Origin of the sequence: Stenotrophomonas sp. GD04054 (assembly GCF_029836955.1) — a bacterium.
Lineage (GTDB): Bacteria > Pseudomonadota > Gammaproteobacteria > Xanthomonadales > Xanthomonadaceae > Stenotrophomonas > Stenotrophomonas maltophilia_A.
Window position 1 is genome coordinate 1 of the sequence record NZ_JAOECR010000057.1, and the last position, 14,915, is coordinate 14,915.

15 protein-coding genes are annotated in these 14,915 nt (G+C 64.8%); 7 read left to right on the forward strand and 8 right to left on the reverse strand.

The features are described from left to right. Positions 1 to 2 precede the first annotated feature (2 nt). On the reverse strand, positions 3 to 851 hold the full coding sequence (locus N7573_RS19200) for an endonuclease/exonuclease/phosphatase family protein (RefSeq protein ID WP_107433030.1): 849 nt from the start codon (positions 849 to 851) through the stop codon (positions 3 to 5). Positions 852 to 1,014: 163 nt separating this feature from the next. Here N7573_RS19200 and N7573_RS19205 point away from each other — a divergent pair, with 163 nt between their 5' ends. Both N7573_RS19205 and N7573_RS19210 read left to right on the forward strand, forming a co-directional pair. After that, the gene (locus N7573_RS19205; RefSeq protein ID WP_032129657.1) at positions 1,015 to 2,580 is read left to right on the forward strand and encodes an oligopeptide:H+ symporter; all 1,566 of its coding nucleotides are present in this window, start codon (positions 1,015 to 1,017) and stop codon (positions 2,578 to 2,580) included. 7 nt (positions 2,581 to 2,587) lie between these two features. Next, positions 2,588 to 3,214: a rhomboid family intramembrane serine protease gene (locus N7573_RS19210; protein ID WP_010486760.1), complete on the forward strand. Its 627-nt coding sequence runs from the start codon at positions 2,588 to 2,590 to the stop codon at positions 3,212 to 3,214. A gap of 43 nt (positions 3,215 to 3,257) precedes the next feature. Here N7573_RS19210 and N7573_RS19215 read toward each other — a convergent pair whose 3' ends face one another. Next, positions 3,258 to 3,419, reverse strand: coding sequence for a hypothetical protein (locus tag N7573_RS19215; protein WP_165929939.1), 162 nt, complete (start codon positions 3,417 to 3,419; stop codon positions 3,258 to 3,260). Positions 3,420 to 3,628: 209 nt separating this feature from the next. Here N7573_RS19215 and N7573_RS19220 point away from each other — a divergent pair, with 209 nt between their 5' ends. The 4 genes from N7573_RS19220 (at position 3,629) to N7573_RS19235 (ending at position 6,908) form a co-directional block, all read left to right on the forward strand. Further along, positions 3,629 to 3,931: a GNAT family N-acetyltransferase gene (locus N7573_RS19220; protein WP_006455911.1), complete on the forward strand. Its 303-nt coding sequence runs from the start codon at positions 3,629 to 3,631 to the stop codon at positions 3,929 to 3,931. A 37-nt stretch (positions 3,932 to 3,968) separates the two neighbouring features. Further along, positions 3,969 to 4,850: a DUF3298 and DUF4163 domain-containing protein gene (locus N7573_RS19225; protein WP_049421528.1), complete on the forward strand. Its 882-nt coding sequence runs from the start codon at positions 3,969 to 3,971 to the stop codon at positions 4,848 to 4,850. A 19-nt stretch (positions 4,851 to 4,869) separates the two neighbouring features. Further along, positions 4,870 to 5,985: a cyclopropane fatty acyl phospholipid synthase gene (gene cfa, locus N7573_RS19230; RefSeq protein WP_149909190.1), complete on the forward strand. Its 1,116-nt coding sequence runs from the start codon at positions 4,870 to 4,872 to the stop codon at positions 5,983 to 5,985. Between the two features lie 161 nt (positions 5,986 to 6,146). Beyond that, positions 6,147 to 6,908, forward strand: a complete 762-nt coding sequence (locus N7573_RS19235) for a hypothetical protein (protein WP_279913586.1) — start codon at positions 6,147 to 6,149, stop codon at positions 6,906 to 6,908. 198 nt (positions 6,909 to 7,106) lie between these two features. Here N7573_RS19235 and N7573_RS19240 read toward each other — a convergent pair whose 3' ends face one another. Continuing rightward, positions 7,107 to 9,275 (reverse strand): M3 family metallopeptidase, encoded by a 2,169-nt coding sequence (locus N7573_RS19240; protein ID WP_279913587.1) that lies wholly within the window; start codon positions 9,273 to 9,275, stop codon positions 7,107 to 7,109. Positions 9,276 to 9,405: 130 nt separating this feature from the next. On the opposite strand from N7573_RS19240, the gene N7573_RS19245 reads away from it, so the two are divergent. Further along, the gene (locus N7573_RS19245) at positions 9,406 to 9,885 is read left to right on the forward strand and encodes a glutathione peroxidase (RefSeq protein WP_180845214.1); all 480 of its coding nucleotides are present in this window, start codon (positions 9,406 to 9,408) and stop codon (positions 9,883 to 9,885) included. Positions 9,886 to 9,963: 78 nt separating this feature from the next. On the opposite strand, the gene N7573_RS19250 is transcribed toward N7573_RS19245, so the two are convergent. The 5 genes from N7573_RS19250 to N7573_RS19270 form a co-directional block, all read right to left on the reverse strand. Continuing rightward, a complete protein-coding gene (locus tag N7573_RS19250; protein WP_046984352.1) occupies positions 9,964 to 10,743 on the reverse strand; it encodes a ferredoxin--NADP reductase in 780 nt (259 codons plus the stop codon). A gap of 79 nt (positions 10,744 to 10,822) precedes the next feature. Then, positions 10,823 to 12,694: an ABC transporter ATP-binding protein gene (locus N7573_RS19255; RefSeq protein WP_279913320.1), complete on the reverse strand. Its 1,872-nt coding sequence runs from the start codon at positions 12,692 to 12,694 to the stop codon at positions 10,823 to 10,825. Between the two features lie 96 nt (positions 12,695 to 12,790). Continuing rightward, entirely contained in the window at positions 12,791 to 13,612 is an 822-nt protein-coding gene (locus N7573_RS19260) for a hypothetical protein (protein WP_279913321.1), read from the reverse strand. A gap of 66 nt (positions 13,613 to 13,678) precedes the next feature. Continuing rightward, a complete protein-coding gene (locus N7573_RS19265; RefSeq protein WP_279913322.1) occupies positions 13,679 to 14,128 on the reverse strand; it encodes a carboxymuconolactone decarboxylase family protein in 450 nt (149 codons plus the stop codon). 172 nt (positions 14,129 to 14,300) lie between these two features. Further along, positions 14,301 to 14,765, reverse strand: coding sequence for an Imm26 family immunity protein (locus tag N7573_RS19270; protein WP_279913323.1), 465 nt, complete (start codon positions 14,763 to 14,765; stop codon positions 14,301 to 14,303). Between the last annotated feature and the right edge of the window lie 150 nt (positions 14,766 to 14,915).

The window sequence follows — 14,915 nt, forward strand, 5'->3', positions numbered from 1 at the left end:
ACCTATTCCGCGGTGGCCGTTTCGCCCTGCAGGCGCAGGGTGGCCATCACGCCCAGGCGCAGGCCGGGCAGGTCGCCGTCGGCCGGCAGCAGGATCGGCTGCTGGCGGATGCCGCCGAAGTGCTTGACCTGGAACAGCACATCCAGGCCGTGGCCGCTGCTGCCACCGCCACTGGCCGCCGGCGCTTCGGCGCGGCCGCCGGGATTGCGCCGGGCCGGCTGGAAACCCGGCGTGCTGCGCACCAGTTCCACCGTGTTGGCCGAGAAATCGCCAGCAATCAGGCTGGGCATGCCCTCGGCGGTGGCGCCGATCCAGGTCATCAGGTCGCTGGTCTGATGCTGGCGGGCGGTGGCCTCGTCCGGGTCCGGGCGCAGCCGTGCCACATAGATGTTGACCAGTGCCTCGCCCAGCTTCAGCCGCATCATGCCGGCGGCGCTGAAGGTGCCGGGTGGGTGCAGCAGGGTCACGCCATCCTCGCTGACCGGCAGCCGGGTCAGCATCGCGTTGCCATGCCGCAACGGCTGGCTGGGCGGATCGGCGGTAACGAAGTCGCAGCTGTAGCGCAGCCGGCTGGCCAGCCAGCAGGCCGGATTGCGGCCCTGCTGCTGCAGCACCTGCTGCACCGAGATCACGTCCGGCTGCAGGTCGGTCAGCAACTGTGCGACCTGCTCACGGCGCAACTTCCATTGCGCGTCATCGCGGCTGGGCAGTTCCAGCGCGGCCACGGTGAGTTGCCGGGGCTCGTTGTCACTGGCAGTGGCGGCCGTTGCCTGCGGCCGCGCCTGTGCCTGCAACGCCATCAGCAGCACCAGGCAACTGAGCAGGAGACGGGCGGGGGCGAGGGGGCGCATAACGATAAGTTTACGCTTTTGTCGTGCAGGTGCCGTGACTTCCGACACGGAGTGTCGCTGCCTGCCATGGATTGGCACCGTTGTCATGCAGCCCTGCAGCGTGCTTCGCAAGCCCTGCTTCCGGTAATCTTGCGCCTTTCGCTTTGCAGGATTGCCTTACAGGATGAGCCACGACGCAGTTGCCCCCATCGCCGGCCAGGGAAAGATGCCGCGCCAGATCCCGTACATCATCGGCAATGAGGCCTGCGAGCGGTTCAGTTTCTACGGGATGCGCAACATCCTGGTGCAGTTCCTGATCACCTCGCTGCTGCTGCAGGAAATCACTGCGGAAGGCCGTGCCGGTGAAGCCAAGGACATCATGCACAGCTTCATGATCGGCGTGTATTTCTTCCCGCTGCTCGGAGGCTGGCTGGCCGACAGGTTCTTCGGCAAGTACCACACCATTCTCTGGTTCAGCCTGGTCTACTGTGCCGGCCACCTGTGCCTGGCGCTGTTCGAGAACAGCCGCGAGGGCTTCTTCCTCGGCCTGGGCCTGATCGCGCTCGGTGCCGGTGGCATCAAGCCGCTGGTGGCCTCGTTCATGGGCGACCAGTTCGACCAGAGCAACAAGCACCTGGCCAAGATCGTCTTCGACGCCTTCTACTGGATCATCAACTTCGGCTCGCTGTTCGCCTCGCTGCTGATCCCGCTGGTGCTGAAGAACTGGGGCCCGCAGTGGGCGTTCGGCATCCCGGGCATCCTGATGTTCATCGCCACCTTCGTGTTCTGGCTGGGCCGCAAGCGCTACGTGCTGGTGCCGCTGCCGCCGAAGGATCCGCATTCGTTCGCCAACGTGGTGCGTACCGCACTGACCACGCGCGTGGCCGGCCAGGGCCGTCCGGGCCTGGTGATCGCCGTGCTCGGCCTGGTGCTGGCAGTGGCCTCGTTCGGCCTGGTTGGCTCGCTGGGCATCGTGATCTGCCTGTGCCTGGCGCTGGTATCGATCCTGGCCGGTATCGGCGGTGGCACCTGGCTGCAGCTCGATCGCGCCCGTGGCCAGCATCCGGCCGAAGCCGTGGAAGGCGTGCGCTCGGTGCTGCGGGTGCTGGTGATCTTCGCGCTGACCACGCCGTTTTTCTCGCTGTTCGACCAGAAGGCCTCGACCTGGGTCCTGCAGGGCCAGCAGATGCAGATGCCGAGCTGGTTCACCGCCTCGCAGATGCAGGCACTGAACCCGCTGCTGGTGATGATCCTGATTCCGTTCAACAACCTGGTGCTGTACCCGGCCCTGCGCCGCTTCGGCTTCGAGCCGACCGCGCTGCGCCGCATGACCGCAGGCATCGCCTTCAGCGGTCTGGCCTGGATCGTGGTCGGCGGCATCCAGGTGGTGATGGACGGGGGCAACGCCATGTCGATCTTCTGGCAGATGCTGCCGTACGCGCTGCTGACCTTCGGTGAGGTGCTGGTCTCGGCCACCGGCCTGGAGTTCGCTTACAGCCAGGCGCCGCAGGCGATGAAGGGCGTGGTGATGAGCTTCTGGAACCTGACCACCACCATCGGCAACCTGTGGGTGCTGCTGTCCAACGCGGCGGTGCGCAACGATGCGGTGACCCACAAGATCGCCAGTACGGGCCTGAGCGAGGCGGCGTTCCTGATGTTCTTCTTCGCCGGTTTCGCCTTCGTCGCGGCGTTGGCCTTCGGTTGGTACGCGAAACGCTATCGTATGGTCGACAACTACCGTAGCGCCTGAGCCTGACATGACCCCCGTCAATCTGCTGTTGATCGCCATCACCGCCATCCTGTCGTGGATGGCGTTCAACAACCGCAAGCTGGCCGACCGCCTGATCCTGTGGCCGCCGGCCATCGACCGTCACCGCCAGTACGACCGGCTGGTGACCTATGGCTTCATCCACGCCGACTGGTCGCACCTGATCTTCAACATGATCACCCTGTTCTTCTTCGGGGGATTCATCGAGAGCGTGATGGTGCAGCTGACCGGCAGCTACCTGACCTACCCGGCGTTCTACATCGGTGCGCTGCTGGTCTCGATCCTGCCCAGCTACCTGAAGAACCAGAAGAACCCGAACTACCTCAGCCTGGGTGCGTCCGGTGCGGTGTCGGCGGTGCTGTTCGCCTTCATCCTGATCAAGCCGTGGTCGATCATCCTGGTGTTCTTCATCCCGGCGCCGGCCATCGTCTACGCCGCGTTCTACGTCGGCTACAGCATCTGGATGGACAAGCGCGGCGGTGACCGCATCAACCACAGCGCGCACCTGGCGGGCGCGGCGTTCGGCGTGATCTTCATGCTGGCCATGCAGCCGAGCATCTTCACTCACTTCCTGCGCGAACTTTCCAACCCGACCTTCCGCCTCGGCGGCGGTTGAAGACGGGAGCGGGGCGGATCGGCAGCGATCCGCCCCCGCTGTTTCAGAGCGTGGGCTGCTGACCGTAGGTATCCAGCAGGCGGGCGAACACTTCTTCGCCGATGCGCTGGAAATCCTGGTCCTGGGTCTGCCCCTCCACGGCCAGTTGCAGCAGGCCCTCCAGCAGGGCGCGGTCGGTATCTGAATGGGAATCGCTGGGGTGCATCGGAGCCTCCGCGGTGGTGCGCATGATCAACGGTCGCAAGGGCCGTGCCAGCCCGGCCGTACCCCTCCACAGGCGATAGCGGCCGCCTGTGCTCCAGCTTGAGGGTCGCAAACTGACGTGAATGGAACGGACTTGCCCCTGTTCAGGCTTCACGCGATCATGGCGCCCGGCTGCGCACCATCCACGCAGTCGCCGCAGGAGACAGTTCCATGGCTTCGGTCACGCCCCCCGGTCTGGCCTACGAGGTCGAACACGACCTGGCCAACCATCGCTTCACCGCCCGTGTGCGCGGACAGCTGGCGGTGCTGGACTACCAGATCAAACGCAGGCGCATGGTCATCACGCATACCGAGGTGCCCGAGCCGATTGCCGGCCGAGGCATCGCCGGTGAGCTGACCCGTGTGGCGCTGCGTTTTGCCCGTGAGCAGAAGTACAAGGTGGTGCCGGCGTGTTCCTACGCCGAGGCCTTCCTGCAGCGGCATGAGGAGTACCACGACCTGCTCGTTGGCTGAATGCCAGCGGGCCACGCTTCAGCCATGGCAGGCGATGATGTACAAACATGAACAGGGGATCCCGATGAAGATTGGAAACAACCGGCCATTGCACGGCAGCGTGTTGGCCGGCGTGGTGGGCGTGCTGTTGCTGGCCGGTTGCCAGCGTGAAAGCGAGCCGGCACCGGCGACCGACGCGGCGCCCGCCGCCGAAGCCACCGCCGCAGGCGAAACGCCGGTCACGGAAGCGCCGCTGGACCTGCGCGACGTGATCGAGAACAACGAACGCGAAGTGGTGGGTATCAGCTACCCGGCCGGCATCGACCGCTACCCGGGCCTGGCCCGCGCGCTGCAGAGCTATGCGACGAGTGCGCGCAGTGACCTGCAACAGGCGCTGGACGGGCTGGGCAATGACAAGCCGACCATGCCGTACGAGCTGTCGCTGAGCTTCGAGAAGCTGCTGGAAACCCCGCAGCTGGTGGTGGTCAGTGCCGATGGCAGCCGCTACACCGGTGGCGCCCATGGCGAACCGCTGGTGGCCCGATTCGTGTGGCTGCCGCAGCATCAGCAGATGCTCAGCGCCGAAAAGCTGGTGGCCGATGCCAAGGGCTGGAAGGCGATCAGCGATTTCGTCGCTGACCAGCTGCGTGAACGCGTGGCCACCCGCCTCAGCGGTGAGGACATGGATCCGGCCCAGCTGCAGGAATCGCTGCGCAACGCATCGCGCATGATTGCCGACGGCACCGGCCCGCAGGCCGACAATTTCAGCCAGTTCCAGCCGCTGACCGACGACAAGGGGCAGATCACCGCGCTGCGCTTTGTTTTCCCGCCGTACCAGGTGGGTCCATACTCGGACGGCACCCAGACCGCCGATGTACCGGCGGCGGTGCTGTTGCCGCACGTGGCCAAGGACTACGTGGAGCTGTTCGCACGCGGTTGACCGCAGTCGAGGAGGTGGCGTGGATACAGGGTTGCAGGAGCGGGTCGCCGGCCTGCTGCAGGAAGCCGGGGTCCGCATCGGCGGTACCCAGCCACAGGATATCCAGGTTCATGACCCGCGCTTCTTCGCGCGGGTCATGGCGCACGGCTCGCTTGGCCTCGGCGAGAGCTACATGGACGGTTGGTGGGATGCCAACGTCCTGGACGACTTCCTTGTCCACCTGATGCAGGCGCACCTGGACGAACGGGTGCATGGTTGGCGCGAAGTGGCCGATGCACTGAAGGCGCGCCTGTTCAACCTGCAGGTGGGGCAGGGCAGCTACGAGGTGGGCCGCCGCCACTACGACCTCGGCAATGATCTCTACCAGGCCATGCTGGGCCAGCGCCTGGTCTATAGCTGTGGCTACTGGCGCAATGCCGGCGATCTCGACGCCGCGCAGGAAGCCAAGCTTGACCTGGTCTGCCGCAAGCTGGGCCTGCGCCCGGGGCAGCGTGTGCTGGACATCGGCTGTGGCTGGGGCGAAGCCCTGAAGTTCGCCGCCGAGCGCTACGGTGTCAGTGGCGTCGGCGTGACCATTTCGCAGGAGCAGGCCGAGTTCGCGCGCGAACTGTGCGCCGGCCTGCCGATCGAGATCCGCCTGCAGGACTACCGCGAACTGCACGAACCGTTCGATGCGATCTTCTCGATCGGCATGTTCGAGCACGTCGGCGACAAGAACTACGCCAGCTTCTTCGAGGTGGCCAGGCGTTGCCTGTCACCGCGCGGCCTGCTGCTGCTGCACAGCATCGGCACCAACATCTCGCGGCATCGTACCGACCCGTGGATCGCGCGCTACATCTTTCCCAACTCGATGCTGCCATCGGCGGTGCAGATCACCAAGGCGTTCGAGGGCCGCTTCGTGCTGGAGGACTGGCACAACTTCGGCACCGATTACGATCTGACCCTGCAGGCCTGGCGACGCAACGTGGAAGCAGCGTGGCCGCGGCTGGATGCACGTTATGACGAGCACTTCCGGCGCATGTGGCGCTTCTACCTGGCCGGGTCGATGGCCACCTTCCGTTGCCGGCACGCGCAGCTGTGGCAGCTGGTGCTGTCGCCGGAAGGCGTGCCGGGTGGGTACGTGGCGCCACGTTGAGGCTGCACTTCTGCCCTGCGCGATCGATGGTGCAGATCGTGGAAGAAGCGACATCGCTTGACGTCATGCGCGAGCGTTGTCGGCGCTGTGCCTGGCTGGGGTGACGTGGGCGCTAGACTTGTCGACCAGCGGCATCACCGCTTCACTGAAGGCATCGCAGCATGGGTTGGGACATCACCTATCATCCGATTGCGGAATCCGAGATCCGTGACATTTATTTCCGTGCGCTTAAGGATGGCGCGCTGGTCGCCGAGCTGCAGCAGCGGTTCCAGATCGAGCCGTTCTACATGGAGCAGCTGCAGGAGCGCATCGAGGAGGCTCGCTCGATCAGCGCAGAAGTGCCTTTCGAGAAGGGGCACGCTTTGTACCTGGCGATCGTGGCCGGCCACCTTCGGCGGTATCACTATCTCCGCGGGAGCGCCCTTTCGTTTTTCATCGACGATCCGGTGGTCGCCCGCTATTTCGCGGACTGGCGGCAACTGGTGCCGTTGCAGTGGGCGGATGCTGCCGCCGGCAACCATCTACGTGAAAACTATGGTGGTGGCGTGTTCATCACGCATGCCCGGCTGAAGCAGTTACGCGCTGATCATGCAGTGGACAGCGCACTGGCTGCGCGCCTGGAGGAGCTGTTCTCCGATGGACGCCTGGTTGTTTTCTGGCGTGTTGTCGATGACGCGATCGCCAGCGGATGCGGATTGCTGGAGGCCAGCGAGGTGGTCGAGCCGAACCCGATGGATCTCAATGCATCGACCAGCTTGAGCAATCTGCTGAACTGCGCGCCGGATGGCGCGATGCTGTATGCGGAGGCCGCGGCGGCACAGCTGGCGGAGTTCGTGGCAGCGCACCCGGATATCGCATCGACTGCCGCTGCCACGCCCGGTACGCCGAAAGGGCGGTGGTGGGAGCGACTGTTTCGGCGGTGACCGGAGAGCATCCACGCATGGCGTGGATCTATTGGTGGGTGCCGATCGTTGGTCGGCACGATCCATTCGCGCCACGAACCCCGGCATCATCGATCCACACATGACGCAATCCAGTAGATCCACGCCATGCGTGGATGCCCCAACAAAAAACCGCCCGGTCTCCCGGGCGGTTTTCGTTTCAGGCTACCGCGCGGGCGATCAGTTGCCGGCGCCGGTCAGGCCACGCTTTTCCAGCAGCGGTTCGATCTGCGGCTCGTGGCCGGCGAAATCGCGGAACAGCTGCATCGCGTCCACGCTGCCACCCTTGGACAGCAGGGTGGCGCGGAAGTGGTCGCCGTTCTTGCGGCTCAGGCCGCCGTTGTCCTTGAACCACTTCTGGGTGTTGGCGTCGAGCACTTCCGACCAGATGTAGGCGTAGTAGCCGGCCGAGTAGCCGCCCATGATGTGGCTGAAGTACGGGGTCTTGTAGCGCGGCGGAACCGGCGCGTAGTAGATGCCGTCCTTCTCCAGCGCGACGCGCTCGAAGGCCATCACGTCCTTGGCGGCTGGCACCTGGTCGGCGCCGATCTGGTGCCAGCGCTGATCAAGCATGGCCGCGCCCAGGTACTCGGTGGTGGCGAAGCCCTGGTTGAACTTGGCCGCTGCCAGCACCTTGTCCAGCAGTGCCTGCGGCATCGCCGAACCATTCTGGTAGTGCTTGGCGTAGTTCTTCAGGATGACCGGGTTGTCCGACCACATTTCGTTGACCTGCGAGGGGAACTCGACGAAGTCACGCGGCACCGAGGTGCCCGAGAAGTACGGGTACTTCACGTTGGAGAACATGCCGTGCAGGGCGTGGCCGAACTCGTGGAAGGTGGTGTTCACCTCGTCCCAGGTCAGCAGGGTCGGCTGGCCGGCCGGCGGCTTCGGGATGTTCAGATGGTTGGCGACCACCGGCTTGAAGCCGGTCAGCTTGGACTGCGAGACGTAGGAGTTCATCCACGCACCGCCGCGCTTGGAGGCGCGTGCATACGGGTCGAAGATGAAGATCGCCAGCTGGCTGCCGTCAGCGTCGAACACGTCGTAGACGGTGACGTCATCGTGGTAGACCGGCAGGTCGGTGCGCTGCTTGAAGGTCAGGCCGAATTCCTGGCCGGCGGCGTAGAACACGCCGTTCTCCAGCACGTTCTTCATCTCGAAGTACGGCTTCAGCTGCGACTCGTCGAAGTTGTACTTGGCCTGGCGCACCTTCTCGCTGTAGAAGGCCCAGTCCCACGGTTCCAGCTGGAAGGTCGGCTTGCGCGCGGCCTTCTGTTCCTTGTCGATCATCGCCTGCAGATCGGCGGCTTCGCGCTTGGCGTTGGCCACGGCGGCCGGAGCCAGCTTGCCCAGCATTGCGTTGACCGCTTCCGGGGTCTTGGCGGTCTGGTTGGTCAGGTTGTAGGCGGCGAAGTTCGGGAAGCCCATCAGCTTGGCCTTGTCGGCACGCAGCTGCATGATGCGCGAGACCAGCGCGGTGTTGTCGAACTCACCGCCGCGGCTGCCGCGCGTGGTCGAGGCTTCGTAGATCTTCTGGCGCAGGGCGCGGTTGGCCAGGTTGGTCAGCGGCGGCTGGCCGGTGGTGTTGAGCAGGGTGATCACGTACTTGCCTTCCAGGCCACGAGCCTTGGCGGCTTCGGCGGCGGCGGCGATCTGCTCCTTGGACAGGCCGTCCAGCTCCTTGACGTCGTCGACGGTGATCGCCGAAGCGTTCACTTCCGACTGCACGTTCTGGCTGAACTTGGTGCCCAGGTTGGCCAGCTCGGCGTTCATCTCCTTCAGCGTGGCCTTGTCAGCCTCGGACAGCTTGGCGCCGGCGCGCACGTAGTTGTCGTAGTACTTCTCGACCAGGCGCACGCCTTCGGCGTCCAGGCCCAGCTGGCTGCGGGAGTCATACAGCGCCTGGATGCGGGCGAACAGCTTGCCGTTCAGCGCGATCGCATCGCTGTGCGCGGCGAACTTCGCCGAGTAATCAGCCTGCAGCTTCTTGCGGGTGTCGTTGGTGTCGGCGCCTACCAGGCTGAAGAACACGGTGGTCGCACGGTCGAGGATGTCACCGCTCTTTTCCAGGGCGATGATGGTGTTGTCGAAGGTCGGCTTGGCCTTGTTGTTGGCGATCGCCTCCACTTCCTTCAGCTGCTGCGCCATGCCGGCGTCGAAGGCCGGGGCGAAGTCGCTGTCCTTGATCTTGTCGAACTGCGGGAAGTGCAGCGGCAGCGGGCTTTCGGCGAAGAACGGATTGGCCTGCTGGGCATGGGTGCTGGCAGCCGGGGTGGCGGCGCCGGCCGAGAAGGCGGGCAGGGCAAGGCCGAGGGACATGGCCACGGCAAGGGCAAGGCGAGTGGTCAAGGTAGGAACTCCGGTAAGGCAAACAAGGGCCCGAGGGTAACCCGGCCGGCGGCGCCCGCACTTGTGTCAAAAGGCATGTTGCCGGGGCCGGGCGCGGGTACCATGCATTCACCGCCCACGGCCCGCTGCCATGACCACTGCCTACGACTTCAGCTTCCGCGACCTCGACGGCCAGCCGCAGGCCCTGGCCCGGTACCAGGGGCACCCGATGCTGCTGGTCAATGTCGCCAGCCGCTGTGGCTTCACCCCGCAGTACACCGGGCTGGAACAGCTGTGGCAGGAGTATCGCGAGCGTGGCCTGGTGGTGATCGGGTTCCCATGCAACCAGTTCGGTGCACAGGAACCGGGCGACGCCGCGCAGATCCGCCAGTTCTGTTCGCTGGACTACCCGGTCAGCTTCCCGCTGTCGGAGAAGATCGAGGTCAACGGCGACGGGGCTGATCCGTTGTGGGCATGGTTGTCACGCGAAAAGCGCGGCCTGCTGGGTAGCGCCCGCATCAAGTGGAATTTCAGCAAGTTCCTGGTCGACCGCCAGGGGCAGGTGGTGTCGCGGCATGCGCCCACCACCAGGCCGGAGCAGCTGCGCGGCGAGATCGAAGCGCTGCTGTGAGATGAACCCGAAAAGGGGACGGAGGGGATTAAGTCGTTTGTGCACAAACGACTTAATCCCCTCCGTCCCCTTTTTTGCTTATTTCTCGACGAACGCGCGCTCGAACACGTAGTGGCCCGGCTGGCCGATACGCGGCGAGACCTGGAAGCCACGGGCATCGAGCACGCTGCGCAGGTCGGCCAGCATCTGCGGGCTGCCGCAGATCATCGCGCGGTCGTTCTCCGGGCTCAGCTCCGGCAGGCCGAGGGTGCGCTGCATCTCGCCGCTTTCCATCAGCTGGGTCAGGCGGCCCTGGTTGGCGAACGGCTCACGGGTGACGGCCGGGTAGTACAGCAGCTTGTCGCCGATCATCTCGCCCAGGAACTCATGCTCACGCAGTTCCTTCTCGAAGTAGTCGCGGTAGGCGAGGTCCTTTTCGTAGCGCACGCCGTGGCAGAGGATCACCTTCTCGAAGCGCTCGTAGGTTTCCGGGTCCTTGATGACCGACAGCCACGGCGCCATGCCGGTGCCGGTGCCCAGCAGATACAGGTTCTTGCCGGGGTGCAGATCGCTGATCAGCAGGGTGCCGGTGGGCTTCTTGCCGACCAGCACCTTGTCACCCGGTTTGATGTGCTGCAGGCGCGAGGTCAGCGGGCCGTCCTGCACCTTGATGCTGAAGAACTCAAGATGCTCTTCCCAGTTGGCGCTGGCGATGGAATACGCACGCAGCAGCGGCCGCGCCTCGGTTTCCAGGCCGATCATCACGAACTGGCCGTTCTCGAAGCGGAAGCCGCTGTCGCGGGTGAGGGTGAAGCTGAAGTAGGCATCGGTCCAATGACGGACCTCAAGCACCGTTTCGGCGCCAAAAGCGGAGGACATGGGCGTATCTATCGGAAGTCGTCGGGGTGATTCTATCTCAAATGAGACAGGTTCTCATTAGGCGGAACGAGAGGCGTTCTCAGCGGTAGCCGGCCGCCTGCAGCTCGAACAGCTCGGCGTAGCGGCCGCCCTGGGCCATCAGCTCTTCATGGGTGCCGCTGGCCTCGATCCGACCATCGGCCAGCACCAGGATGCGATCGGCCATGCGTACCGAGGAGAAACGGTGGGAAATCAGCACTGCGGTGCGATTATCCGCCAGTTCCCTGAACCGCTGGAACACCTCGAACTCACTTCGCGCATCCAGCGCCGCCGTTGGCTCATCCAGGATCATCACCTGCGCATTGCGCATCCATGCGCGGGCGATGGCGATCTTCTGCCATTGGCCACCGGACAGGTCCACGCCCTGTTTGAAGCGGCGGCCGATCAGCTGGTGGTAACCGCCAGGAAGGTCGTCGATCACTTCCTCGGCCATGCCGCGCCGTGCGGCGTCGGCGATGCGTGCCTGGTCGTCCATCGCCTCGACCTGGCCGACGCCGATGTTCTCGCCGGCGCTGAGGTTGTAGCGCACGAAGTCCTGGAAGATCACCCCGAGGTTGGCGCGCAGGTCGTCCAGGTCGTAGTCGCGCAGGTCGCGCCCATCGAGCAGGATGCGGCCCTCGTCCGGTTCGTACAGCCGCGCCAGCAGCTTCACCAGCGTGGTCTTGCCGGCGCCGTTTTCACCGACCAGCGCCAGTACTTCGCCGGCCTGCAGCTGGAAATCAAGGTGGCGCACCGCCCATTGCTCGGCATCCGGGTAGCGGAAGCCGACGTTCTCGAACACGAAGCCCTGCCGGATCGGCTGCGGCACGCGCACTGCACCTTCGCGCGAGTGGATTTCCGGCTGGATCTGGAAGAACGAGAACAGGTCATCCAGGTACAGCGCCTGGCTGGCCACCTGCGAGAACCCGATCAACAGGCCCTCCAGCAGCTGGCGCAGGCGCAGGAAGCTGCCGGCGAGGAAGGTCAGGTCGCCGATCGAAAAGTCGCCGCGCACCGTGCGCCAGGCGATGTAGGCGTAGGCGGTGTAGTAGCCCAGCGTGCCCAATGCGGCCAGCAGCGTGCCCCAGAACGCGCGGCGCCGGGCCAGGGCGCGGTTGGCCTGGAACAGCGCCACCGACAGGCGCCGGTAGCGCTCCACCAGGAAGCGGTGCAGGTTGTAGATCTTTACTTCCTTGGCCGTTTCCACGCTGGCGCCGAGCTGGCGCAGGTAGTCGAGCTGGCGGCGCTCGGGCGTCCACTGGAAGTTGAGGCTGTAGCCGGCCGCATTGAAGTGCGATTCGCCGATGAAGGCCGGCACCAGGGCCAGCGCCAGCAGCAGGATCAGCCACGGCGCGTAGACCAGCAGGCCGACGGCGAGGCTGGCCACGGTGATCGCGTCCTGCACCTGGCCGAACAACTGGCTCATCAGGTTCATCCGGCCCATGGTCTGGCGCCGCGCACGGTCCAGCTTGTCCTGCAGGTCCGGGTCCTCGAAGTCCTCCAGATCCAGCGTTGCCGCGTGTTCCATCAACCGGATGCTGGTGACGTTGGCGAACAGTTCCGAGAGCAGGGCATCGGCGTAGCTGACCAGCCGGCCGAGCAGATCCGAGGCGATGGCCAGGCCGAATTCCAGCGCCAGCAGGCCCAGCAGCGGATTCAGTATGCCGCTGGACAGTGCTTCGCCCAGCGGCGGGAAGCCAGCGTCGTGCTGGCTCAGGTGCAGGGCGCTGTCGATGATCAGCTTGCCGACGTAGAGCATCGCCACCGGCAGCAGCGCACGGATCAGGCGCAGGCCAAGGCTGGCCAGGGTGAGCGCGGGGCTGGTCTTCCAGACCATGCGCAGGAACGGTGGCAGGTTGCGCATCGCCCTGAAGCGCTGGCGCAGGCTGGGTTTCTTCGCGGCGGCAGCGCCAGCGGTGGGGGTAGCAGGCATGTGCGTATTGTGCGCGCCCTGCGCGTGGCGGAGGCATGAACGGGGCGCATGCCTGCCATGCGCCGGCAGGGCAGCGCGTCGGCGCCGCCTGCGCGCTCAGTCCAGCGCAGCCAGCAGCGCAGGATGGTGAGCGAACCAGAAGCGCAGGGCCCGGCTGTCGATGCCGTAGGCGCCTTTCCAGAAATCGACGGGATAGCTCCAGTCCGAAGAGCGCGACGTGCGCGGTGCCAGACCGACCCGGGTGAAGCGTTGCGCCAGGCCGGGATGCTCGGGGGTCTGCAGCAGCCCGGCATGGCCCAGGGCATCCAGCAGGTGACGCGCCTGCTCGACGGACAGTTTCAGGCCCGGCAGCGCGCGCACGCGTTTGACGATGGTCGACGGGGTGTCCTTGGCGTCGCTCTCGTGGTGCAGCAGCCGCAGCAGTGCCACCAGTGTGCTCATGTCGCCGGGCGCCCGTCTGGGCGTCAGATTGTGTTGTTCCAACAGGAAGGTGATGGCGTTTACGCTTCCGCCGAGCACGACCCCGATGTTGTGGCGGACGCGCGCCCAGGTGGTCGGGTCGAATCTGCCTTCGCGGACCTGGCCGCAGACCGCACAGGCGAGGCTGGGGTGTGGCTGCTCCTGATGCCTGGGGAAGTGCACCATGAACGCATACGCCGACAGCCCGGCGCGCAGGTCGCTGCGGTTCTCCTGCACGCCGAGAATGAAGTTGTCTGCCACATGCTGGCGGTCGGCGCGGGCATAGGCGGCGAACATCCGCACCTGGAGGGCCTCATGGCCCGGGTGTTCGACGGGCCACAACAGTCCATGCCGTTCAAGCGTCGACAGGAGTTCGGGCGGCGCGGTGTCCCGCTCCCGGTACTGGGTCAGCGCCTTCAGCGCCTCCTTGCTGGGCGTGTCGGGGGCTTCGTCGGCCATGACGTTCGGATGCTTCCTGCGGGGCAGGTACAGTGCCCGGCGGTCCAGGCACTGTCAACGAAGCGCTCAGGGCAGCGGCGGCAGCAGCCCGGCGCCCAGCCGGTTCCAGGCGTTGATCACCGCAATGCCCATGCTCAGGTCGCTGATGCCCTTCTCATCGAAGTGCCGTGCCAGTGCATCGAACGCCGCCTGTGACGGTGCACCGTCGGTCAGCCGGGTCAGTGCCTCGGCCCAGCCCAGCGCCGCACGCTCGCGGGCATCGAAGAAACGGCTTTCGTGCCAGGCGGGCAGGGTATCGAGCTTGCGCGGCTCGATGCCGCCCTTGCGCAGCGCCGTGCCGTGCATGTCCATGCAGTAGCCGCAGCCGTTGAGCTGCGACACGCGCAGGAACACCAGTTCCATCAGGGTCGGATCGATCGAGCTGTCATGCACCGCCTGGCTGGTGGCCAGCAGGCCCTTGAAGGCTTCGGCGGCCAGGCGGGTGTAAGGGACGCGGGGAGAGGCGTGGTCGGACATTTTCGGCTCCACGGCGGCCACGATGGCCGCCTTTCATTACAAGGACGCCGTGCCGTCTGCGTTCGTGACGGAGATGGTCAAAAACGACAGTGTGAAGTACCCCGTGCAACTGCGTATGGTCGTTCAGTAGCGAAATGACGTGTATTCGAAGTCCAGCGCGGGAGTATCGGATCTACTTGATTTTCAGAAAGTCAGACTTCGAGTCATTGATGAGGTTCTTCAAGCCATCGTCGTCCCGTCTGAGCATCTCTGGCAGATCATCCCACTCCCCGTAGCGTTCTGCATTGACTAGCTGTCCTTTTACTATGACGAGACGAACATCAGGTCTGAAATCAATGATCTGCTTTCTGGGAGGAGCCCACGAAGAATCCTCATCTTCGAATGGAACTCTGCCAATTCGAGGCCATTCGCCTCTCTCCATGGCGACACGGAGCGATGCAACGTGCAAGTGGCATTCAAGTGTAGGAATCTCGTGCTCGCCTAGCATTCTGCCGTTTGAGATGAACGGAAGTATCGCGACATCAGGGGCTTGATAGGCCCGCACATAGCCAAAGATCAATTCATCAACTGATAAAGGAACAGCGAAGACGTCTCCGGCATTTATCCTGATTCTTCCTCTTGGTTTTTTCTGAATCATGGGTGGTAGCATCATTCTCCAAAGTGGAAAGATGTTGCCCTATTCCAGCCCGGTGGGCCTAACGGGCATCTTGAATCGCCTGCAGCTTGTGCGGATTCAGCACGCTGTACCCATTGGCGGTAAAGACTCTTGTAGTGGAATCGAGTCGTG

Excerpts from the sequence above, each read along its gene's own strand:
- N7573_RS19200 (WP_107433030.1), bottom strand. The coding sequence starts at position 851 with ATGCGCCCCCTCGCCCCCGCCCGTCTCCTGCTCAGTTGCCTGGTGCTG.
- N7573_RS19205 (WP_032129657.1), top strand. The coding sequence starts at position 1,015 with ATGAGCCACGACGCAGTTGCCCCCATCGCCGGCCAGGGAAAGATGCCG.
- N7573_RS19210 (WP_010486760.1), top strand. The coding sequence starts at position 2,588 with ATGACCCCCGTCAATCTGCTGTTGATCGCCATCACCGCCATCCTGTCG.
- N7573_RS19215 (WP_165929939.1), bottom strand. The coding sequence starts at position 3,419 with ATGCACCCCAGCGATTCCCATTCAGATACCGACCGCGCCCTGCTGGAG.
- N7573_RS19220 (WP_006455911.1), top strand. The coding sequence starts at position 3,629 with ATGGCTTCGGTCACGCCCCCCGGTCTGGCCTACGAGGTCGAACACGAC.
- N7573_RS19225 (WP_049421528.1), top strand. The coding sequence starts at position 3,969 with ATGTACAAACATGAACAGGGGATCCCGATGAAGATTGGAAACAACCGG.
- N7573_RS19235 (WP_279913586.1), top strand. The coding sequence starts at position 6,147 with ATGGGTTGGGACATCACCTATCATCCGATTGCGGAATCCGAGATCCGT.
- N7573_RS19245 (WP_180845214.1), top strand. The coding sequence starts at position 9,406 with ATGACCACTGCCTACGACTTCAGCTTCCGCGACCTCGACGGCCAGCCG.
- N7573_RS19250 (WP_046984352.1), bottom strand. The coding sequence starts at position 10,743 with ATGTCCTCCGCTTTTGGCGCCGAAACGGTGCTTGAGGTCCGTCATTGG.
- N7573_RS19255 (WP_279913320.1), bottom strand. The coding sequence starts at position 12,694 with ATGCCTGCTACCCCCACCGCTGGCGCTGCCGCCGCGAAGAAACCCAGC.
- N7573_RS19260 (WP_279913321.1), bottom strand. The coding sequence starts at position 13,612 with ATGGCCGACGAAGCCCCCGACACGCCCAGCAAGGAGGCGCTGAAGGCG.
- N7573_RS19265 (WP_279913322.1), bottom strand. The coding sequence starts at position 14,128 with ATGTCCGACCACGCCTCTCCCCGCGTCCCTTACACCCGCCTGGCCGCC.
- N7573_RS19270 (WP_279913323.1), bottom strand. The coding sequence starts at position 14,765 with ATGATTCAGAAAAAACCAAGAGGAAGAATCAGGATAAATGCCGGAGAC.